Source organism: Enterococcus ratti, assembly GCF_001886195.1.
Lineage (GTDB): Bacteria > Bacillota > Bacilli > Lactobacillales > Enterococcaceae > Enterococcus_B > Enterococcus_B ratti.
Map to the genome: position 1 here is coordinate 15716 of NZ_JXLB01000011.1, position 22770 is coordinate 38485.

The window sequence follows — 22770 nt, forward strand, 5'->3', positions numbered from 1 at the left end:
TGCTAAAATGGAACTATCAGTCACAGAAAACGCGCGAAAATGGTTTGAAGAAGAACTAAGCATACCTGAGCATTATGGGATTCGTTTTTTTGGAAAAGTATATGGAAAAACAGAAGTACATGACGGCTTTTCGATAGGCATGTCTGTAGAGCAGCCAGAACAGCCAATAAAAACAAAAATAATCGATGGTCTGTTGTTTTTCATTGAAGGAGCAGATGAATGGTTTTTCAAGGGTTATGATCTTATTGTTGATTACGATGCCACTTTAAATGAACCTATGTATCATTTTAAAGAACGATAAAAAAAAGGAGCGTTTCTTCAGCTAGTTTAGCGTGGAAAACTCCTTTTTTAGCTTGTTAAAAAAAGCTGGTCATTCAGTTGAAGGAGTTTAACAAATCTAAAACAAGTAGTCTCTAAAATGGATATTGATTGTAAATATATTGCCTTTAACAGAACAAACGAGAGGTCTTTTTGATGAAAAATTATTTAAATAATTTGCTACTCATGCCATCTTTATTAACGTCGACCATGGAGATTCCTTAAAAATAAAAGATTTAATTCAAATCTTAAATGAAAAAAATTGGCGTTTGTTGCCTTAGATGTATTTGAAGAAGAACCACTGCTTGTTGAAAGCCTACTGTAGGAAATGGTCAATTGCTTACTTCTCATGTTACTGGGTTAACTTAAGGCTTTCAGAAGAAGTTAGTGGCTATTTTTTGGAAAACCTAACAGATTATAAGTTCGCTGAAAGATCAAATCTTAAACTCAACGAGGTTGAATTAACAAAAGGCTATTAGTGGAGGGAATGGCCAAAGTTTATATGATAAATAGCAACGACTTTCCAAAGTTTATTGAATTCTTCATTGGAAAGTCGTTTTAGATTTTTTTAGAAAATTATCTTATTTGGATTTTTGGCCAACCTTTTACAGCTTGAGCGAAAATAAAAAGTCCGGCAATAGCAATAAATGCGCTGGAATCAAAAGAAGGCAAAAAAGTCATTAAAATTGTTGCGAGTATTACTGGTAAAGAAACAGAATAGACCATTGTTTTTAAACAATCTAGAAAAGTAACTTTCGCTAGCCGCAAACGAGCATAAATGTAAGCTGCAATGTTTGTGAGCAGCAAAGTAAAAACCAAATTTAAAAAGCTAGGATAAATTGAAATCAAGAATGTGATTGCCTTGAACCAAAAGGGAAGAGAAGCTTCGCTTAATGTCGTGCGCAATCGTTTACCCGTCAAATTCTTCAAGGCATCATTTTTATAATCAAGATCGAATTGATTACTCTTTAACAAAGTGGTAGACGTTCCCGTGTTCGGAAAGGCAACGACAAGTTTATGTTTAAGTAGTCCTACACTGAGAAAGTTACCGACTAAATCAGAAGAAATGTCTTTTTCAGAACGTTTACCTTCTGGATCAAAAGTGAAAATAATTGAATCCGTTTGGTAAATAAAACCACTACGTTCTTTGGTATTAATTTTGCCATCTTTTATAGAAAAGTCTGGAATTTTTGTTGCAATTTTTTGTCCATCGTGTTTGATATTTTCTAAAACTTGAAAAATCTGGTAGGATATAGGTAATGCCATGATAACACTAAGGGCCAAAAGGTAAAAAACTGATTTGGCAAATGAGGTATTTTTGGCATTTTTTAGTTCTTTGAAGTGTGTGAATGAGCTAATAATTAATTGTTTTATTGTCATGGTTACTCCTTTTACAATTGTCATCACTAGCAATTCTAGCGAAGTATTAAGAGAAATACAAGGAAAAAATCAAATATCAATTGACCAAGAAGTTAAAAGAGAAGAGTATATAGTTTTGTTAAATAAAATTTAAAAAGTTAACTTCAATAGCCAAAAAAACTTAATTTTAAAAAAGAAAGATGAAACCCAAGTGTAAATAAGGTATGATATTTAGGAATGACTTATAAGGTAGGATGAAGAATGAAGTTTTATAATCAAATGAAACAGTTTTTAGAAATGAAAGGCTATTGGGAAATTTTTATTTATCTTTTTTTTGGTGGATTGGCTACCGTTGTAAATATTGTTAGCTTTGGCATTGCATTACAATTTTTTGATCTAAGTATGCCGGTTTCAAATACAATTTCTTGGATTTGTTCCGTTTTATTTGCATTTGTAACGAATAAGTTATGGGTATTTCATTCTAAATCGCCCAATCTGCTGCATTTAGTAGTTGAATTTAGTAAATTTGTGTTTTATCGTATCCTTTCTTACGGAATGGATATGGGATGTATGCTTTTATTGATTCAAGTGATGGATACGAATGAATACTTTGCTAAGATTATCACGCAAATTATTGTAGTAATTGCAAACTACGTTTTTAGTAAATTATTTATTTTTAAAGAAACAACAATTATTAAAGAAGAAATTTCTGAAGAAACAAAAGAATAGTAGGCAGAACTATTGAAGAAATCCTCTTACTTTGTTACTCTTTGTAGTGTAAAAAAAATACATTGAGGAGGATTTTTTATGACTTACACATTACCTGATTTACCTTACGCATATAATGCGTTAGAACCTTATATTGATGAAGAAACCATGCATTTGCACCACGACAAACATCATCATACGTATGTAGCTAATCTAAATGCAGCCATTGAGAAATACCCAGAATTAGGAGAAAAAACTATCGAAGAATTGATGTCTGACATGAATGCGATTCCTAATGATATTAAAACAGCTGTGCGCAACAATGGTGGCGGACACGTGAACCATTCATTCTTTTGGAAAATTATGGCTCCAAATGCTGGAGGAGAGCCAACTGGTGCAATCAAAGATGCAATTGATGAAGCTTTTGGCGATTTTGAAACATTTAAAGAAGAGTTCAATAAAGCAGCGGCTAGTCGATTTGGTTCTGGATGGGCTTGGCTAGTGATTGAAGATGGCAAATTAGCTATTACTTCTACAGCCAATCAAGACTCTCCTTTGATGGAAGGGAAAACTCCTGTTTTAGGACTTGATGTTTGGGAACATTCTTATTATTTAAAGTATAAAAATGTTCGTCCGGAATATATTAAAGCATTTTGGCATGTTGTTAATTGGGAAGAAGTAAACAAACGATTTTCAGCTATAAAATAGTTCTTTTGACGTCTTCAAAAAAGAATTAAAAACAAGTATTCCAATGCTTGCGAGCGTTTTCTAAATTCGGTATAATAGTTCTTGCAAGGTTTCTTGCAAGAACTTTTTTGGAGGCTATACATTTATGGAACATGGAACAGTAAAATGGTTCAACAATGAAAAAGGATTTGGGTTTATTACAGTAGACGGCGGAGATGATGTATTCGTACATTTTTCGGCAATTCAAGGAGACGGCTTCAAGAGTTTAGAAGAAGGCCAAGAAGTTGAATTTACAATTGTTGAAGGTGCTCGTGGTCCTCAAGCTGCTGAAGTGACTAAATTATAATAATTTGTTGAAAAAAAGTCCGCCGATGCGGTCTAATTAAAGCAATAAAAAAGCTAAAATAGGAGCATTCAATTACGAATAACAAAAAATTAGTAAGATTTTTAATCTTTTGAAGAGGTTGTTTCTACTTTTGCTATTTATTTGTTTTTAAGATGTAAGACAAAAGGAAACTTTTGCCTTACATCTTTTTTATGGCATCTTTTTCATATATACCATAAAAAAATTATCGGCTCTTCAAAAAATAAATGTGCAGTAAAAACCTTGATTTGTCCTTTTTTCTTAATTGTAGCTGTGGTATGATAGTTGAGAATTTTGATTGATTCAGAAAAAGAGCCTATCCTATTTAATGTATTTGTGTTATAAGTAATCTACACAAGAAATGTGCGGATAGAATAATGAAATTAGCTTAATCATTCATTTCTTACTTTATTTACAATATATCAAAACAAGTGTTGAGTGACGAAATATCTGATTAGCTAAAGATATTTTTGAGAGAATTTCAAAATCATATCTACATGACGTTAGTTAAGTGGCGCCATGATAAAGTTCCTGTTCTTCTTCTATACAAAGTCCAACTTAAAACAGAATGAATAATTCATTCACGCTTATCAAGGTATCAGTTCACGTGTGATTAAACGTGACTTTCCAAGAATCAAACCGTTACTTTCTAATGAAAGTTTTTTGTCTTTTGGCAACTTTTGTCTTCTTCATTGAAGGAGAAATAGGTCAAAATCAAGGGAAGGATCATCAATAGAACGTGGCGAATCTTATGGAATGATTAACCGCCTGCAAATTTCAATATTAGTGAAGAAATACACTATAAAGTATGCTCTTTTTCCAAGAAGATCTCATTTCGATTGTTAAGAATTGATGCTTAGCTAAGTGATGAGGAGTTCACAAAAATTACATATAAAACATCATTTGTTTCTATTTATTTTTTTAAAGTTTTATTATAATTCATTTGGTAATTTGCTGATTTATTTATTGTATGAGAAAATATTTTAAGAAAATGTAAGTAAGATAGAGGTGCATTATGAAGCGGTGGCAAAAAGTTGTAATAGCATTATTAGGAATTCTCGTTATTTTTATCGGTATAATTTCAGCTTATGGAATTAAACTTATGAGTGAAGCCAATAAAACAGTGAATCAAATATCCAAAGAATCTAATCGATTATCATCAAAGCGTAAGGGAAAAGTAAGTATTGATGATAAAGAACCATTTTCAGTCTTATTATTAGGGTTAGATACTGGTGGCTTAGGAAGGACAGAACAAGGAAGATCCGATACCATGATGGTTGTAACTGTCAATCCAAAACAAAAAAAATCCACAATCATCAGCTTAGATCGTGATATTTATACAAATATTGTTGGTTACGGCACAGTCGATAAATTAAACCATGCTTATGCTTTTGGTGGTGTAGACATGGCGATGGACTCTATCGAACAGCTTTTAGATATTCCTATTGACCATTATGTAACAATTAATTTGGATGGTATGAAAGATTTAATTAATGCAGTAGATGGAATTGAGGTCAATAACAAGATTGATTTTACCCTTGACGGTATTCATGTTCCTGTGGGGAAGCAAGTATTAGATGGAAAAAAAGGGTTAGCTTATTCTCGAATGCGGCATGAAGATCCTTTAGGAGATATCGGCCGTCAAGCTCGGCAACGTGAAGTTGTAACTAAAATTGTCAATAAAGTGTTGAGTTTAGATGGCGTAAGTAATTATCGTAAAATTTTAAAAGCCGTTGAAAAAAATGTAACAACTGATTTGAATTGGGATGACATGCTAGACGTTGCGACTAACTATACGCCTGCCTTTGATACCATCAAACAAGACCAATTACAAGGAAAAGATGCAACTATTGACAATATTTATTATCAGATTTTAGGCAAGAATGATTTATTAGCAATTCAAAATGAGTTGAAAAAACAATTAGGAATTAAGACAAGTAAAACATTACCTAATTTAAATAATGCAAACGCCTCTATCATGTTTTACGATGATTCAGAATCTAATGAAGGCTTATCGCCAGAAACTGCTGTAAACAGCAACGATTCAACTTATTCTAATTCCTCACAATCGTCTAATCCGTATGATTATACACCAAATGATAATCAAGGGTATAATCAGGGATATGATCAAACTTATAATCAAAACAGCGCCCCGTATTATAATCAAATATCTCCACAAGAAACATATAATCAAGAATATAATGATGCAAACGGCTATTAATCATGAGTGCTTGCAACAGTTTTACAATAAAGCTCTCCCAAACTAAAATTTTAGTTTGGGAGAGCTTTATAAACTGAGCAAGTGCTTTTTGTATTTAATTAAAAACACAAATGGAATAATTGAGAGCAGTGGCAAACAATACCCAAAGATAATATGGAACCATTAACCACATTACCAAGCGGTAATGATACCATAAATGGTAAAGAAGCACTGATAAAACAAGAACTAATAAGGTAATGTCTATTGCAGCGATAAAATTATTTTTCAAGTTGAAAAATAAAGCAGTCCAAAGAAAATTGCAAATAAATTGGACAATAAATAATGTTAGCAATTTTTGTTTGATTCTTTTGTTTTCCATTTTCGACAATAGATACAAAGAGATTCCCATTAAAATATACAAAATGCTCCACATTGGACCAAATAACCAACTCGGTGGTGCAAAAGAAGGTAATTTAAGTGAATAGTAATAACTACCCGGATTTCCACTAGTTATCCCCGACAAAAACCCCAAAATAACTAAACCAACCGTACAAAACCAAAAACGATAATCTTTCATTATAGTCATATTTATCGAACTCCTTTTTCTTTTTAGTGTATCATGATTTGCTAAAACTGCCTTGTATTTACTCTTTACTTTTTAATTTTGTTATTTTAATAAATTGTTGAACGTTGATAATAATTCTTTCTTTAACAGATTTTCTTTTATTTTTCTCTTTAAAACCTTATGTTGCAATACCGAACATTATTGCAAAAAGATTTTAAAATAATTAAAAAATATTAATTATTTTAAAAAAATGTTATTTTTATTTTGACTATTTGATAATATAATAAGTGTAATCGATTACGAAATAATTAAATGAATAAAGCGACGGGTTAAGAGAGGAGAAAAACAGATGATGAATAAAAAAAGAATCAAAAAAATGTTAGAAGGGGCAGCTTTATGCAGCTTGATGATTGCACCAGCGGTATTAAATATGGAAGAAGTGTTTGCTACCCAACAAATGAGTATCAAAAAAGCTGATTTTGGTGTAGGACAAGGAATTAAATGGACAGATCAAGTAGTTGCGCCATTTGTAGATATGACAGCGTATGTTTCTCAAGACAATCTATCAAATAACGGTGCCCTTAATCTTGCGGCAGTAGCAAAAAGTACTGGACAAAAATTCTTTAATTTAGGATTTATGCAATCACGTGGACTAAAGAATGGCAAAATTGATTGGGCGTGGGGTGGTTATAACGGATTAAGTGAAAGTGATAACGACCAATGGCAATATGAAGGAATCAAAAAATCAATTCGTGAATTGAGAGAAGTTGGTGGAGACGTTGCTGTATCTTTTGGTGGATTAAATGCAGGAGCTTTCTGGGAAACGACTCAAGATTCAGAGATTTTAGCAAATGCTTATAAAGAAGTCATTGAAGGATATGGGTTAACTCGTGTTGACTTTGACGTTGAAGCCGGTGCAATGAATTATGCAAATAATTTAGCTAATGCCAAAGCGGTTAAAAAAGTTCAAGATCAAACAGGTGTTAGTGTGACATTAACTTTACCAGTTATGGATACTGGATTGATTTCAACAGGATTATCAGTATTACAAGCGTATCTTGAAGCTGGTGTCGAATTAACAACGGTTAATTTAATGACAATGTGTTATGGAAGTGTCGTACCAGATTATGCTCAAGGTTCTTTAGATGCAGTTGATAATACTAAGAAACAATTGCAAGACTATTACAAACGTTATGCCAATACTACATTAACGGATGAGCAAGCTTATGCAAAATTAGGGACAACCCCATCTATTGGATTTGAAAGTGAAGCGCATCCTTACTTCACGACTGACATGTTTAATCAAATTATTCAACACGCAAAATCTAAAAAATTAGGTATGGTTTCTTATTGGTCAATGAACCGAGATGCGATTGTTGACGGGGGACAAGGACAAGTAAAAAATCAATATGAGTTTTTAACTGTAGCACAACAATTCACAGATGAATCTGATGAGCCAATTGATCAATTAGATCGACCTTCTATTCCAGCTGGTTTAAACGCTAGTTCTATAACAAAAAATTCTGTTGTTTTAAACTGGTCAAATAACGATTCAAAAGAAAAAGTCACGCATTATGAAATTTATCGAGATAATGTGAAAATAGGCACAAGCAAAACAAATACATTTGAAGACCAAAATCTTAAAGCGAATACTACTTATACTTATAAAATAAAAGCAGTAAATGCTACCGGTACTTCTGATTTTAGCCAAGACCTATCAGTCAAAACATCAACTGATAATACCCAAGGGGATACTTGGACTTTAGGACATTCTTATAAAGTTGGAGATATCGTTACTTATAAAGGAGTTCAATATCGTTGCCTTCAATCCCATACGGCTTACGCAGGTTGGGAACCAGATATTTCACCAACTTTATGGGCAAGAGTGTATTAAAAATTATAAAAGCATAATGTTTGATGGAAGGGTAAAAAACGTTTACAATAAACCTATCAATTAAAAGGAGGTTTATTATGAAAAAGGTTAACATGTTGTTGTTTGTTGGAATGGTTATGTTAGGGTTGTTTGGATTTGGCGTTTCTGGATTTGCACATGGCTACATTACGTCACCTGGCAGTCGCGCTTATTTAGGGACAGAAGAAGCAGGGAAACTAAATCAAAATGTTGGACGCGCACAGTGGGAGCCTCAAAGCATTGAAGCAGCTAAAAATACTTTTATTGATGGGAAACTAGCAAGTGCTGGAGTAAGTGGATTTGAACCATTAGATGAGCAAACATCCACAAGATGGTATAAAAATAATATTAATGTAGGAAAATTACCTATTACATGGAATTTAACTGCACAACATCGAACTAGCACGTGGGACTACTATATGACTAAGCCGGATTGGAATCCAAATGCACCATTAAAAATTAGTGATTTTGAATTGATTGCAAAAATTGATGACAAGGCAACAGTACCGCCAAAAATAGTGAATCAAACAATTACGATTCCTCAAAATCGTAAAGGCTATCATGTTATTTTAGCTGTGTGGAATATCAGTGATACAACTAATGCTTTTTACCAAGCGATTGATGTGAATGTACAATAAAATAGAAAACAAAACTGCTGGATTGAAAAAGGTCCAGCAGTTTTTTGCGACGATTCAATGATTTTGGTTAAAAAGCTACTTGCTGTATGATAAAAGTATCGAATCATTTCTTCACTAAGCTATTTATTAGCTATTTAGATAGGAGGAACGAATAAATGAGTGGATTAAAAAGAAAAAAGAAGATTAAAAAAAGACCAAGCGATTTTTTATCTGAAGAAGAATTGGTCTCGCAAGAATTTGTTTCTTTTTTTTCTGAAGTATTAAAAAGAATGCCTCAAAAAACAGCAAGAGTTGTTCTTAATACGTATAATCAATCAAAAAAAGTCGCAAAAAGGATCGTTGAAAAAAATCGAGTTAAAATAAATCAAGAAATTGAAGATTTTTTAAAAGGAATCACTAAAGAGACTCGCAAAAATTGTCATCAAATCATTCATGCTGCTTCATTAACAGCAGCTATCGTTGGATGTTCACCCATTCCTTTTTCGGATGCTTTTTTGTTAGTTCCAGTTCAGTTGACAATGATGGCACGTTTGCATAAATTATTTGGACAAACGTGGTCAGAAGGGTTAGGCAAAAGTGTTTCAAAAGAATTAATGGCTGTCAGTCTAGGCAAAAGTACGGTAGGAAATATCGTAAAACTTGTTCCAGCTGTAGGAACAGTATCAGGAGCTGCTATTAACGCAGCAGTAGCTAGCGTCATTACTGAATCATTAGGCTGGACAACAGTAAAAATGTTAAATGATGGAGAAGATATTTTTGAACAAATAATATCATTTAAAGGACAATTTCAAACGTTGTATCGTGCACTAAAAACGATAAAAAGTAAATAAAAGTGCTAAAAGAATACAACCTAATAATCATTACCAAAACAATATTATTGGAATGATAAAAGCAACATTGAATCATCCGTGCTACTTTTTACTTAGAAAAAAACGAATATAATCGGTTAAATTTCTGGTTAAGCATAAGTAGCACAGATTGCTTTTTATTCAGTGTTAAGGTTGTTTAGGCTGTCATTCTCACTTTGTTCGTTCTTATTTTTTAGTCAGTTTTGCGACAACTTCGCAGCGTGCAGTTTGTGGAAACATATCGATAGACTGCAAATAATCAACCTTGAATTTCTTGCTTAATTGAACAAGATCACGAGCCAATGTTGAAACGTTACAAGAAATATACACCAATTTGGTTGGTGGGTTGTTGAGAAGAGTTTGAATTAATTGTGAATCAAGTCCAGTTCTGGGTGGATCGACAATGATTCCATCTGGCTTGAATCCTTTCCTTAACCATCTTGGTAATAATTCTTCGGCTGTCCCTACTTCATAATGGCTGTTAGTATAACCTAAGCGACGAGCATTTTTTTTTGCATCTTCTATGGCTTGCGGGATAATATCCATTCCGCGGATTTCTTTTGCTTGTTTTGCAACACTTAATCCGATGGTTCCTACACCGCAATAAGCATCTACGATTGTTTCATTTGGCTGCACAGCTAAAGCTTTGATTCCTTCGTTGTAAAGAATTGCCGTTTGCCGTGGGTTCAACTGGAAAAATGCTCGAGGTGAAAGATCAAAAGTGACTTCATTAAGTCGTTCCTCAATAGCTTCTTTCCCCAAAAGATGAAAGGTTTCATCTCCCATTACTAAAGGCGTTTTATTTGGTTGAACATTTTGCATAATTGAAACAACTTCTGGTAATTTTTGGTTAATTTCACGTATAATCGCATTTTTTTGTGGAAATTTTTGGCTTCGAGTAATAAAGACGACTTGTAATTCCCCTGTTTTTATTCCCACTCTAACCATAATTGTACGAAAAATCCCACTGTTTTTTTGTTCATCGTAAATAGGTAAATCGTATGTGTTTAAAAGTTTTACTACAGTATTCATCACTTTTTGTGTTTGTGGCTCTTGCACGAGACAATCAGTTAAAGGAACCAATTGATGTGAATTTGCTTGGTAAAGTCCAGCTTCAATTTTTTGTTTTTGTCTGTTTTTTCTCAATTGAAATTGGGCTTTATTTCGATAATGCCAAGGATTAGCCATACCAATTGTAGGACGTAGCTGGTAAGAACGAAACCCCATGGGCTTAAACTTTTCAAGAGCTTGCATAAGCAAATCTTTTTTAAAATCTAATTGTGCTTGATAAGCAAGATGTTGAAGTTGACAACCACCACATTCATAATAAACAGGACACGGTGCCACTACGCGATTGTTGCTTGTTTTTTTGATTTTAATTAACTGGCCTTGTGCATAACGAGAAGTAGTTTTAGTAATTTTAACGAGGACTTCTTCTTTTGGAAGTGCATAAGGAACAAAAATGGTCAAGCGTTTAAAATACCCAATGCCTTCGCCGTTAATACCGAGTCGCTTGATTTTTAAAGAGATCGTTTGTCCATTTTTGACAATCGTTTCAGTCATAGATACCTTCCTTTTTTCTAATAGTGTGGTTTTATTCTATCATATAATTGCTAACGGGAGGAATTTTCTGTGGTATGATAGGAATATACGTTCGAGGAGGGAACTTAATGGTAACAGTTACTAGGATCAGTAAAGATAAAGGCACTTTTTATAAAGTTGACTTATCAGAAGGAACATCTTTGAAAGTTTCAGAAGACATATTAGTTCGTTATCGTTTATTAAAAGACCAAGAATTAACAAACGAGACGATTGAAGAAATAAAAAGAAACAGCGGTTTTGATTTTGGGTTTCAACAAGCCCTTAACTATCTAAGTTATCAATTGCGTTCTGAAAAAGAAATTAGAACCTACCTAAAGGAAAAAGAAGTTCTTCTTGAAGACCGTAATAAAGTGATTGCTCGGCTTAAAGAATTAAATTTAGTGAATGACGTAGTTTACGGTAAAAGTTTTGTTCGGACTAATGTACGTTTAAATAACAAGGGACCAAAAAAATTAGCTCAGCAATTGCAGCAAAAAGGATTAAAGTCAGAAATCATTCAACAGGCTTTATTGCAATATTCAAAAGAGGATCAAGTAGACACTGCCTGCCAAGTAGCAGAAAAATTGTTTGATAAAAATCACGGCAAAAGTCGTAAAGAACTTTTAAAAAAAATTCAACAAAATCTGATGAATAAAGGATTCACACAAGAAACGATCCAACAAGCCTTAGCAAGTTTACCACAAGAAGTAGATCAAGAATTAGAATATCAATCTTTAGTCGTTCAAGGCGAAAAATTATGGCATAAAAACTCTCGCTTTGAACCTAAAAAAAGAAATTTAAAAATTCAACAGCATTTATATCAAAAGGGATTTGATTTAGAGATGATTCGACGATTTATCACAGAAAAGGAAGAAGAATTAAGTGAATAAAGAATGGGAAAATTGGAACAAAAACGAATTAATAATGTTTCAAAAACGATTTATTGAATGGTATGAAAAAGAAAAAAGAAATTTGCCTTGGCGATATGATCACAATCCTTATCGCATCTGGATTTCGGAAATCATGCTTCAACAAACACGTGTTGATACAGTCATTGCTTATTTTTATCGTTTTATGGAATGGTTTCCTACGATTGAAGATTTAGCCAACGCGCCTGAAGAGAAACTATTAAAAGCTTGGGAAGGATTAGGATACTATTCGAGAGTACGCAACATACAAGCAGCAGCAAAACAGATCGTGACAGATTTTGACGGTAAATTTCCGCAAACACCAAAGGAAATTTGTTCTTTAAAGGGAATCGGTCCGTATACAACTGGTGCAATTTCAAGTATTGCGTTTGGATTACCTGAACCTGCAATTGATGGTAATGTGATGCGTGTCGTTAGTCGTTTGTTTTGTATTGAAGCAGACATTGCTAAAGCATCTAGCAGAAAAATTTTTGATGAGGCAATGCGCAAAATTATTGATGAAAAATATCCAGGGGAATTTAATCAGGCTTTAATGGATTTAGGTTCAGCCATTTGTACGCCGACTTCCCCTTCTTGTGAGCAATGTCCTATTCAGTCATTTTGTTTAGCATATAAAAAGGAAAAACAAGCGTGTTATCCCGTAAAAACTAAAAAAGCAAAACCTAAAGACTGTTATTATGTTTGTGCAGCAATTCAAAATCAGGAAGGCGCTTATTATTTTGAAGAACGGCATCATCAAAAACTATTAGCAAATATGTGGATGTTTCCTATGATTGAAGTGACAAAGGAAAAATATGAGCGATTGAAATTGGAATGGGCACAGGCCTATGAACCAAGTTTATTTGCTCAAACCAAAGTTGCAGAAGAAGAAATAATGTTACCTTTTGAATTTAAAGAGCAATTGATTTGGCAAAAGCGTCATTTAGGAGAAGTCACACATATTTTTAGCCACTTAAAATGGCACGTTTTGCTTTTTTATGGACGTATGCCTTCTCTAGTAAGCGAAAGCTTCCAAGAGACAATAACAAAGCGGTGGCTCTCACCGGACGCTTTTAACAACGTGGTATTTCCCAAAGTGCAAGTGAAATTAATTGAACAGTTAGAGAAAAATCGAAACAATAGTAATCCTTTCTAGGCAAAGCTCTTTTTTATTGATATAATAAAAATGATATTGGTGTGATGAACACCTAAACACAAAGCATGAGATGCTGCGTAAGGAAGGATCGCTATGGGAGTTCCAAAAGAAGGTGAGTTTGTAACGATTCAAAGTTACAAGCATGACGGCAAGTTGCATCGAACGTGGCGTGATACCATGGTATTAAAGACAAGTGAGCATTCAATGATTGGTGTAAATGATCATACGCTGGTCACAGAGTCTGATGGGCGTCGTTGGGTGACTCGAGAACCAGCAATTGTGTATTTTCATAAAAAATACTGGTTCAATGTAATAGCAATGATTAGAGAAAAGGGGGTTTCCTATTATTGTAATCTAGCTTCACCTTTTTTGCTAGACGATGAGGCATTGAAGTATATTGATTATGATTTAGATATCAAAGTGTTTCCTGATGGTGAGAAACGATTACTAGACGTTGATGAGTATGAGATGCATAGCCAAATGATGAACTATCCAAATGATATCGACTTCATTTTAAAAGAAAACGTGAAGATTTTGGTTGACTGGATCAATAATGGTGAAGGCCCTTTTTCCGAAGGCTATATTGATATTTGGTATAACCGTTACAAGCAATTGTCGCGCAAATAAAAAAGTAGTAAGCCAAAATTATTTTTTGCGCTTACTGCTTTTTTATGAGTCTAAATGATAGCGATCTAAGGATTAAAACTCTTTTTTCATAGAAATATGAGGTAGTCCAGCTTCTTCAAAAATATCCCCGCAAACGCCAAACCCTAATTTTTCATAGAAAGTTTTTGCTGTAGTTTGAGCTCCTAGTAATACAGTATTATAGCCTTGCTGTTTAGCGAAAACTTCAGCTTCAGCTACTAAGATTTTACCCAATCCTTGATGACGATATTTTGGTAATATTGCCATGCGTTGGAGCTTTATTTTTCCATTTTCTAATGGAAGAAGTCGAACCGTTCCGCACGGTTGTTTTTTCTCTGAATAAAGAACAAAATGGATGCATTGTGCTTCATCTCGATCAATTTCTCTTGTTCGTGAAACTCCTTGTTCAACCACAAAAACCTGATTTCTAATTCGAACAGCGTCAAGGTAGATGTCACTTAACGTATCTTTTGTGTGTACAATTTTCACCCTAAGACCACCTTTCTCTTGTTCTAGTATACTGTAAAGAAAAATTTATGAAAACAAATATAAAATAAATAAGTGCAAGAATAAAAGCATTTTTTGTTTAAATAATATATACTAGTAAAAAAGACGAAAGGAGGAAAATCATTGTTTGAAAAGTTAAAACAATCAAAATTGATGTTTTGGTCTTGCGAATTACTTATTTTGGCAACTTTAGTTTTTGTTTCTTCAAAGATTAATTTTATTTTTCAGCCAATAGGAACATTTTTTTCCACATTGTTTGCACCAGTTTTGATTGCTGGATTTTTATATTATTTGTTAAATCCTTTAGTGAAACTATTAATGAAAATCAAAATTAAGCGTATCTGGGCAGTTGCGATTGTCCTGCTTTTACTTGTTGCAGCAATTATATGGATTTTGCTTAGCGTTATTCCAAGTTTGATTCAGCAAATTTCTTCATTAGCTTCTAGCATGCCTGATTTTATCAAGCAAGTGGAAAGCTGGTTAAAAGAAATGGCTACGTTACCGATTTTTAAAGAAGTGAATATCACTAAATATTTTGAACAATTAGATATTTCCTATGGAGCAATCATCCAGCAATTTTTAAGTGGAATATCAAATAGTTTAGGTTCAATCGTAGGAACAATCGCTTCAGCTACGATCGTTCTTTTAACAGCACCGTTTATTTTGTTTTATATGTTAAAAGACGGGGAAAAAATGGTTCCTGCGATCAAAAAATTCTTTCCTGAAAAAAGAAGAGAACAAATCGTTGAATTGCTCGGACAATTGAATAAGACGTTAGCAAACTATATTAGCGGTCAAGCGATTGAATGTCTTTTTGTTGGAACATTTACCTTTTTAGGCTATTTGATTTTAGGTGTGGATTATGCATTTTTATTTGGTGTTATCGCTGGATTAACCAATTTGATACCTTATTTAGGACCGTATCTAGGTTTAGCACCTGCATTTTTTGTCACAATTTTTAACGATCCTTTCAAAGCCTTGCTTTGTTGTGTCGTAGTATTAGTAGTGCAGCAGCTAGACGGAAATATTATTTATCCAAATGTAATTGGAAAAACACTGAAAATCCATCCATTAACGATTATTATTGTTTTATTAGTAGCAGGAAATATTGCTGGGTTGATAGGAATCTTCTTAGGAGTGCCATTTTATGCTATTTGCAAAACGATTGTTTCTTACATCATCAAAATCGTTAAAGAAGATCAACAAAATGAAAATAAGAAAAAAATTGCAACTCCTTTGTAAGAAAATATACCAAACAGTTGTTTCTATTGCAAAGAAAAATTCTTTGTGATAACATTTTGGCGTGGCTATCTTTATAGTCACGCTTTTTTTCTATCGTAAACTAAAAAATTAAAAAATATAAGGAGAGAATGCGATTATGAATGCTGACCCTGAGAGTCAGTCGCTGTTAGCGCAAGTTTTATTATTGATCATTTTAACTTTGATCAATGCTTTTTTAGCTGCTTCTGAGATTGCTGTAGTTTCGATCAACAAAAATCGAATCGAGCAAAAAGCAGAAGAAGGAGATGTAAAGTCTCAAAAGCTGTTAAAAATATTGCAGAACCCAAACAACTTTCTGTCTACGATCCAAGTAGGAATTACGTTAGTTAATATCTTATCCGGTGCTTCGTTAGCCAATACACTATCAGAAAAATTAGCTCCATTATTAGGCGGTGGTGCGGCAGCAAAAAATATCGCTAATGTTATTGTTTTAGCTATTCTGACGTACGTATCGATTGTTTTTGGTGAGTTATATCCTAAACGAATCGCTTTGAATAAATCAGAAGAAGTAGCAAACTTTACTTCTGGGCTCATCCGTTTGATTGGCGTGGTGGCGAAACCTTTTGTCTGGTTGTTGTCTGCTTCAACTAGTTTATTGGCGCGAATTACGCCAATGACCTTTGATGATGAAGATTCAAAGATGACAAGAGATGAAATGCGATATATGTTAGAAACTGAAGGTGTACTTGATAATGAAGAGTTGGAAATGTTGCAAGGCGTTTTTTCTTTAGATACTAAGGTCGCACGGGAGGTCATGGTTCCTCGAACAGATGCTTTTATGATCGATATCAATGACTCCGTTGAAGAAAATGTCAATGAAGTATTATCAGAAAGCTATTCAAGAATCCCTGTATATAATGAAGAAAAAGATAAAGTAATCGGAATTCTTCATACTAAAAATCTATTAAAAGCCGCTCATAAATTTGGCTTTGAACATTTAGATATTCAAAAAATTATGCAAGAACCTTTGTTTGTTCCAGAAACAATTTTTATTGATGACTTATTATATGAAATGAAGAAAACGCAAAATCAAATGGCTATTTTACTTGATGAATACGGTGGAGTAGTTGGTTTAGTCACGTTGGAAGATTTACTTGAAGAAATTGTTGGTGAAATTGATGATGAATCAGATGAAGTTGAAAAATTATATGAAAAAGTAGCGGAACATGAATATATTATTCAAGGACGCATGCTGATTGATGAATTTAATGAAGCGTTTGATAGTAGCCTGCATATGAGTGATGTGGATACAATGGCAGGTTATCTAATTACAGCTTTAGGGATGATTCCTGATGAAGGTGAAAAATTATCTTTTGATGTGGATAATGTTACGCTGATTTCTGAAGAAATGGAAGGGTCAAGAATTTTAAAAATCCGAGTGATTTTCCATGATCCAGAAGAAATTGAAGCTGAACCTGACGAAGATAGACGTTATTTTAAAAAAGAATTTGAAGCTGACGAACCAAGAAGATAATAAAAAAGAGGTGTGTTGTTTGTAATCTAAGCAGCACCTCTCTTTTTTTGAAAATATAAGATTGAAATCGAAGAGAAATCTTGTTTAGGTGGCTTTTTTGATTGGTTAATCCGTGCTATACTGATTTAGTTGTGGTAAAGATAGAAGTATAAACAAATATTTAAGTATTGTTTTCTCATAATAGATATGTAAGAACAAAACAAGTAAAGAATGGAGTTAATTTATGAGTAACCCAGATTTAAAACAACAAGTAGATAATCGACGGACGTTTGCTATTATTTCTCATCCGGATGCTGGTAAAACAACAATAACAGAGCAATTGCTTTTATTTGGTGGTGCTATTCGTCAAGCTGGAACTGTCAAAGGAAAAAAAACTGGTAATTTTGCAAAATCAGATTGGATGGAAATTGAGAAGCAGCGCGGAATTTCTGTTACAAGTTCCGTTATGCAGTTTGACTATCATGGAAAACGTGTTAATATTTTAGATACACCCGGACATGAAGACTTCTCAGAAGATACGTATCGTACGTTGATGGCTGTAGATAGTGCCGTCATGGTGATTGATAGTGCAAAAGGAATTGAAGCTCAGACAAAGAAACTATTTAAAGTAGTTAAAAAAAGAGGCATCCCAATTTTTACTTTTATCAATAAATTAGATCGCGATGGGCGAGAACCGTTAGAGCTTTTAGAAGAGCTTGAAGAATTGCTAGAGATTGAATCTTACCCGATGAATTGGCCGATTGGTATGGGCAAAGGTTTAGAAGGGCTATATGATATCTATCACAATCGAATTGAGTTTTATCGTCCAGAAAATTATAATGCGAAACGTTTAATCACATTAGATGAGGACGGACTGCTTCCAAATGGACATCTGTTGACGAAAAACTCATTGTATGAACAGGTGCTTGAAGAAGTTGAATTAATTAAGGAAGCAGGAGATTCGTTTAATAAAGAAAAAATTACTCGTGGTGATCAAACACCAGTTTTCTTTGGTTCGGCGTTAACGAATTTTGGAGTCCAAACTTTCTTAGAAACTTTTGTTGAATTAGCTCCATCGCCTTATGGACATCAAACGCAAGAAAAACAAATTGTCAGTCCTTATGAAGAGGAGTTTTCAGGATTTGTTTTTAAGATACAAGCCAATATGAATCCGGCTCATCGTGATCGAATTGCATTTGTGCGTATTTGTTCTGGTACATTTGAGCGCGGAATGGATGTTTTTCTTGAAAGAGCAGGGAAAAAAATGAAGCTAAGCAATGTTACCCAATTTATGGCTGATTCAAGAGAAAATGTGGAAAAAGCTGTAGCGGGTGACATCATTGGTGTTTATGACACTGGAAACTATCAAATTGGCGACACCTTATATGAAGGAAAACTAAAAGTGGCTTACGAAGAACTTCCATCATTTACCCCTGAGTTATTTATGAAAGTGACGGCTAAAAATGTGATGAAGCAAAAATCTTTTCATAAAGGAATCTACCAGCTTGTACAAGAAGGTGCGATTCAATTATATAAAACGTATTTGACAGATGAATATATTATTGGAGCAGTCGGCCAACTGCAATTTGAAGTGTTTCAATATCGAATGATGAATGAATACAATGCAGAAGTAATCATGTCTCCAATGGGGCATAAAATTGCTCGTTGGATCGACCCTAAAGATTTAGATGAAAAGATGAGCTCAAGTCGTAACATTTTAGCAAAAGATCGTTTCGACCAACCACTGTTTTTATTTGAAAACCAATTTGCGATGCGTTGGTTTGCGGATAAATACCCTGACGTTAAGTTAAAGAGTTTGCTGTAAAAATTATGAAAGTCTTTTAAAAATGATTTTCTAAAGTGCGTCGGTTTTTATTTTGAAAGAGACATTTGACTGATCGGAAGGAATTGAAAATTGAAATTTTAAAGCCTGTTGGAGTGAATGAAGAAATAGTATACAACAACGAGACAAAAAATATTAACAGCTATCGTCTTATGAGCAGATGACACAAGCGACGATCTATGTGGAGATGCAAGCACAACTTATTTCCAATAGATTCGAGTATAAATTAGTAAGAAAACCAAATGTATCTTAAAAATTAAGTCGTCAATTACAAAGATTATTGTGATTGACGGCTATTTTTGTAAAATTACTTTTTGATAAAATGCTTATCAAATCCATAAAAAAAAAGATATCTGCAATGAGTAATCACAAGAACTGTAAGAAGAAAATCTTTTATTCTGTCAAATGGTGATGATGTAAAAATAGAAAGAGTTGTTGTTGGTTCAACCAATTTTTTATTTTAAAGAAAAAAGAGATAAAATAATTTTAATGAAGTAAATTAAAATTATTTTGCATACATATATATAAAAGAAGAAAGAGAGGTTTTTGTATGGAAACAGAAGAACAAAGAAAAATGAGAAAAGAACGAAAAAAACATGAAATGCAACGATTATGTCGAATGTTGGATATTGAAGGATGGGATAAAAATGAAGCCATTGTGAAAGAGGTAAAAGCCATCGTACATGTAGGAAATACGCAAAAAAAAGAAACCAAATAATTATAACAGAATTCAAGTCTTTAATATTGAATTCTTATAAAATGGTCTCTTTTTCGGGTTTAATATATTATACTGCCGCTTCAGGATGTGGTTGATGTTTAGGAATTGAGACTTCCACTAAGTCGGTTAATTCGATCACTTGGATTTCATTTTCTTCGTATCGGGCGTCATGGATTTTATTCAAAAAATATTTTTTTACTTCTTCAATTTCTTTTGGTTGTATTTTCCGTTTTTCATTAATCAATAAAATCTCATTATGCTGGGGTGCCTCTGTATAGATGATCATCATATTTCCTGCTGTATAAACTTTTACCATATGAGCATCTGTATTTTCTAACTGATTTAAAACTAAACGTGAATGACTATTTGTTACATTAACGAATTTCATGGCGCTCACCTCTTTTATGTAGATTTTTTAAATACAACCTAAAATAATTATAATTCTTTTTTAATGAAAAGAACAGTATTTTGCATTTAAAAAAAATGTAAAACACACATATTGTCCCAGCTTTTTTGGAGGCAATATGTGTGTTTTTAGTCATTGGCTATTCGTTTATTTAGTTTCAGTTGGTGCTTTTTTTTTCCAAAGGCTCCGAGTTGGAAGTAATTACGATTTTTCCTTCTTTATTCAAGATGGCTTTTAGTTCATGAATAGAAGGATGATCTAAATAAAACTCGGCAACGCCATCTTCGATTTGTTCTTGAATTGTACGACGAAGGGGTCGTGCACCCATTGATGGATCATAACCTAAGTCAACAAGTTTTTCTTTTACGTTTGTTGGCACATCAACATGTAATTGTTGTGATGCTAACATATGGTTGACGTCATTTAACATTAAGCTAACGATCTTCATTAAGTTTTCTTTTGACAAAGCCTTAAATTCAATGATGCCATCAAAACGATTTAAAAATTCAGGGGTAAAGTAATTATTTAATTGATTTAAGACAGAACGAGTTATTCCTTCACGAGCCGCCCCAAAGCCAACATTTGCTTCCACTTTACCTGTTCCGGCATTACTTGTCATGATAATAATCGTATCTTTAAAACTTACTGTTCGACCTTGAGCATCTGTCAAACGACCATCATCTAAAATTTGCAAGAACATATGCAATACATCCGGATGGGCTTTTTCAACTTCATCCAGTAAGACTAAACTATAAGGGTTGCGACGTACTTTTTCGGTTAATTGTCCAGCTTCTTCATAACCAACATAACCAGGAGGAGAACCAATGAGTTTAGACACACTATGTTTTTCCATGTATTCAGACATGTCAAATCGAATCATAGAATCTTTCGATCCGAATAACTCAAAAGCTAACTGTTTAGCTAATTCAGTTTTACCTACACCAGTTGGACCAACAAATAAGAATGAACCGATTGGACGGTTTTTCTTATTTAGACCAACGCGGTTACGACGAATTGCCTTAGCCACTCGGTCAACCGCGTTATCTTGTCCAATTACGTGTGCTTTTAAATCGGCTGCAAGATTCTTCAATTGTGTTTGTTCTTTTTCTTTTAACTCACCCACTGGAATACCTGTGCGTTCCTCTACGATTTTTTCCATGTCTTTTTCTGTAATTACAGGGGTTTCTTTGTCTGTTAATTGGCGCTCTTTCATTTGTTGTAGCTTATTAATTTGGTCACGATAATAAGCTGCTTTTTCAAAATCTTCTTCTTTAGAAGCCTGAATTTTTTGTTCTTGTGCATCTTGTAGTTTTTTATCAATCGTTTTAGGATCAATGATTTGAATGGTTAAATTTTTCTTTGAACCTGTTTCATCCAGCAGATCAATAGCTTTGTCTGGCAAAAATCGGTCTTGAACGTAACGATTGGATAAAGTTGCTGCAGCCTCGATCGCTTCATCGGTATATTTTACATGATGATAATCTTCATAGCGTTTTTGCAATCCTTTTAAGATACTGATTGTTTCTTCTACAGATGGTTCAACTACTCGGACAGGCTGCATGCGGCGTTCTAAAGCAGCGTCTTTTTCAATAATTCGATACTCACTTAAAGTAGTTGCGCCGACCATTTGTAATTCCCCGCGAGCCAGAGCAGGTTTTAAAATATTTCCTGCATCCATGTTGCCATCACCTGCAGAACCAGCACCGACGAGTTCATGAACTTCATCAATGAATAAGATGACATTTTCAGCTCGTTTGATTTCTTCAATCAACTTTTGCATGCGTTCTTCAAATTGACCACGAATACCTGTTCCTTGAACTAAAGAAACGACGTCTAGACGAATCACTTCTTTGTCCATTAATTTTTGAGGAACATCTCCGTCCACGATTTTTTGGGCAAGTCCTTCTACTACTGCTGTTTTACCAACACCAGGTTCACCGATCAATACAGGATTGTTTTTGGTTCTACGATTTAAAATTTCTATCACTCGTTTAATTTCTTCGTCTCGACCAATTACAGGATCAATATCTCCTTGACGTGCTTGCTCGGTAATATTGATTCCGTATTCTCCTAGTAGACCTTCAGAATTTCCTTGTGGGGGTTGCCCACCGTTGAAATTATTGTTTCCACCGAATTGAGTCGGAGGCGTCTGTTCATAGTTTCCTTGTTGTTGCATTTGACGAGACATGGAGCGAAACAAGTCATCCAAACTGCTAAAGCCAAAAGGATCATTTTGAGCCATACTTGCCAGACCTCCATTTTGTTGATTTTTGATTTTTTGATAGCAACTTTGGCAATAATCAAGTTGAGTTCGCTGTCCGTTTATTGTCGCATATAAATGGATCGTTGCTTCATTTTTACCACAATTTTGACAAAGCATAAATGATTCACGTCCTTTCGCATGATTCACATGTACCTTTATATTTTACAACTGGTTGTGTTGGAGGTAAATGAATAACCCTCATTAATTAGGAAAAGAAAGGTAAAAAAAGTTGTTGACCATTTTTGACCTTTTCTTTTAATTATACTAAATTTTATAGTCCATGCAAGTATTTAGTTTGTCAAAAGGAAAAAGAAAAATACAAAGAATAATTGGCTGGTTATGCAACAAGGAGGAAATCTATTGGGTCAGTCATAATTTATTTTAGCTTCAATTTTTTTATTCATTAACAT

The 22770-nt window shown here is 33.7% G+C and carries 21 protein-coding genes; 15 read left to right on the plus strand and 6 right to left on the minus strand.

The annotated features are described in order from the left end of the window. The first annotated feature begins 7 nt into the window (after window positions 1-7). Window positions 8-301, plus strand: a complete 294-nt coding sequence (locus RV14_RS06520) for a HesB/YadR/YfhF family protein (protein ID WP_071855491.1) — start codon at window positions 8-10, stop codon at window positions 299-301. A gap of 593 nt (window positions 302-894) precedes the next feature. On the opposite strand, the gene RV14_RS06525 is transcribed toward RV14_RS06520, so the two are convergent. Next, on the minus strand, window positions 895-1698 hold the full coding sequence (locus RV14_RS06525; RefSeq protein ID WP_071855492.1) for a DUF1189 domain-containing protein: 804 nt from the start codon (window positions 1696-1698) through the stop codon (window positions 895-897). A gap of 240 nt (window positions 1699-1938) precedes the next feature. On the opposite strand from RV14_RS06525, the gene RV14_RS06530 reads away from it, so the two are divergent. The 4 genes from RV14_RS06530 to RV14_RS06550 all read left to right on the plus strand — a co-directional run bounded on the left by RV14_RS06530 (window position 1939) and on the right by RV14_RS06550 (window position 5657). Further along, window positions 1939-2406, plus strand: coding sequence for a GtrA family protein (locus RV14_RS06530; RefSeq protein ID WP_071855493.1), 468 nt, complete (start codon window positions 1939-1941; stop codon window positions 2404-2406). A 78-nt stretch (window positions 2407-2484) separates the two neighbouring features. Further along, window positions 2485-3093: a superoxide dismutase gene (locus tag RV14_RS06535; protein WP_071855494.1), complete on the plus strand. Its 609-nt coding sequence runs from the start codon at window positions 2485-2487 to the stop codon at window positions 3091-3093. Between the two features lie 124 nt (window positions 3094-3217). Beyond that, window positions 3218-3418, plus strand: coding sequence for a cold-shock protein (locus tag RV14_RS06540; RefSeq protein ID WP_002292860.1), 201 nt, complete (start codon window positions 3218-3220; stop codon window positions 3416-3418). Window positions 3419-4451: 1033 nt separating this feature from the next. Continuing rightward, on the plus strand, window positions 4452-5657 hold the full coding sequence (locus RV14_RS06550; protein ID WP_071855495.1) for an LCP family glycopolymer transferase: 1206 nt from the start codon (window positions 4452-4454) through the stop codon (window positions 5655-5657). A 94-nt stretch (window positions 5658-5751) separates the two neighbouring features. Here the strand turns inward: RV14_RS06550 and RV14_RS06555 are convergent, their stop codons facing one another. Beyond that, complete coding sequence (locus RV14_RS06555; RefSeq protein WP_071855496.1) at window positions 5752-6222, minus strand: TspO/MBR family protein; 471 nt, start codon at window positions 6220-6222, stop codon at window positions 5752-5754. A 331-nt stretch (window positions 6223-6553) separates the two neighbouring features. Between RV14_RS06555 and RV14_RS06560 the strand changes: the two genes are divergently transcribed. From RV14_RS06560 to RV14_RS06570, 3 genes are all read left to right on the plus strand, one after another. Then, on the plus strand, window positions 6554-8095 hold the full coding sequence (locus RV14_RS06560) for a carbohydrate-binding protein (RefSeq protein ID WP_071855561.1): 1542 nt from the start codon (window positions 6554-6556) through the stop codon (window positions 8093-8095). 77 nt (window positions 8096-8172) lie between these two features. Further along, window positions 8173-8751 (plus strand): lytic polysaccharide monooxygenase auxiliary activity family 9 protein, encoded by a 579-nt coding sequence (locus RV14_RS06565; RefSeq protein ID WP_071855497.1) that lies wholly within the window; start codon window positions 8173-8175, stop codon window positions 8749-8751. Between the two features lie 155 nt (window positions 8752-8906). Further along, window positions 8907-9581, plus strand: a complete 675-nt coding sequence (locus RV14_RS06570) for a YcjF family protein (protein ID WP_071855498.1) — start codon at window positions 8907-8909, stop codon at window positions 9579-9581. 204 nt (window positions 9582-9785) lie between these two features. On the opposite strand, the gene rlmD is transcribed toward RV14_RS06570, so the two are convergent. Further along, entirely contained in the window at window positions 9786-11162 is a 1377-nt protein-coding gene (rlmD, locus tag RV14_RS06575) for a 23S rRNA (uracil(1939)-C(5))-methyltransferase RlmD (RefSeq protein WP_071855499.1), read from the minus strand. A 107-nt stretch (window positions 11163-11269) separates the two neighbouring features. Here rlmD and recX point away from each other — a divergent pair, with 107 nt between their 5' ends. The 3 genes from recX (at window position 11270) to ntdP (ending at window position 13871) form a co-directional block, all read left to right on the plus strand. After that, a complete protein-coding gene (gene recX, locus RV14_RS06580; RefSeq protein WP_071855500.1) occupies window positions 11270-12070 on the plus strand; it encodes a recombination regulator RecX in 801 nt (266 codons plus the stop codon). Further along, the gene (mutY, locus tag RV14_RS06585; protein ID WP_071855501.1) at window positions 12063-13244 is read left to right on the plus strand and encodes an A/G-specific adenine glycosylase; all 1182 of its coding nucleotides are present in this window, start codon (window positions 12063-12065) and stop codon (window positions 13242-13244) included. The genes recX and mutY overlap by 8 nt, the downstream gene beginning before the upstream one ends. A gap of 93 nt (window positions 13245-13337) precedes the next feature. Next, on the plus strand, window positions 13338-13871 hold the full coding sequence (gene ntdP / locus RV14_RS06590; protein ID WP_010719696.1) for a nucleoside tri-diphosphate phosphatase: 534 nt from the start codon (window positions 13338-13340) through the stop codon (window positions 13869-13871). Between the two features lie 72 nt (window positions 13872-13943). Here ntdP and RV14_RS06595 read toward each other — a convergent pair whose 3' ends face one another. Continuing rightward, window positions 13944-14378, minus strand: a complete 435-nt coding sequence (locus tag RV14_RS06595; RefSeq protein WP_071855502.1) for a GNAT family N-acetyltransferase — start codon at window positions 14376-14378, stop codon at window positions 13944-13946. Window positions 14379-14519: 141 nt separating this feature from the next. On the opposite strand from RV14_RS06595, the gene RV14_RS06600 reads away from it, so the two are divergent. From RV14_RS06600 to RV14_RS12235, 4 genes are all read left to right on the plus strand, one after another. Further along, on the plus strand, window positions 14520-15638 hold the full coding sequence (locus tag RV14_RS06600) for an AI-2E family transporter (protein ID WP_071855503.1): 1119 nt from the start codon (window positions 14520-14522) through the stop codon (window positions 15636-15638). Window positions 15639-15774: 136 nt separating this feature from the next. Next, window positions 15775-17151 (plus strand): hemolysin family protein, encoded by a 1377-nt coding sequence (locus RV14_RS06605; RefSeq protein ID WP_071855504.1) that lies wholly within the window; start codon window positions 15775-15777, stop codon window positions 17149-17151. Window positions 17152-17374: 223 nt separating this feature from the next. After that, entirely contained in the window at window positions 17375-18955 is a 1581-nt protein-coding gene (locus RV14_RS06610) for a peptide chain release factor 3 (RefSeq protein ID WP_071855505.1), read from the plus strand. 568 nt (window positions 18956-19523) lie between these two features. Next, a complete protein-coding gene (locus tag RV14_RS12235) occupies window positions 19524-19691 on the plus strand; it encodes a hypothetical protein (protein ID WP_167359844.1) in 168 nt (55 codons plus the stop codon). A 67-nt stretch (window positions 19692-19758) separates the two neighbouring features. Here the strand turns inward: RV14_RS12235 and RV14_RS06615 are convergent, their stop codons facing one another. Continuing rightward, window positions 19759-20079 (minus strand): DUF1827 family protein, encoded by a 321-nt coding sequence (locus tag RV14_RS06615; RefSeq protein WP_071855506.1) that lies wholly within the window; start codon window positions 20077-20079, stop codon window positions 19759-19761. 175 nt (window positions 20080-20254) lie between these two features. Next, on the minus strand, window positions 20255-22477 hold the full coding sequence (locus tag RV14_RS06620; protein WP_071855507.1) for an ATP-dependent Clp protease ATP-binding subunit: 2223 nt from the start codon (window positions 22475-22477) through the stop codon (window positions 20255-20257). Between the last annotated feature and the right edge of the window lie 293 nt (window positions 22478-22770).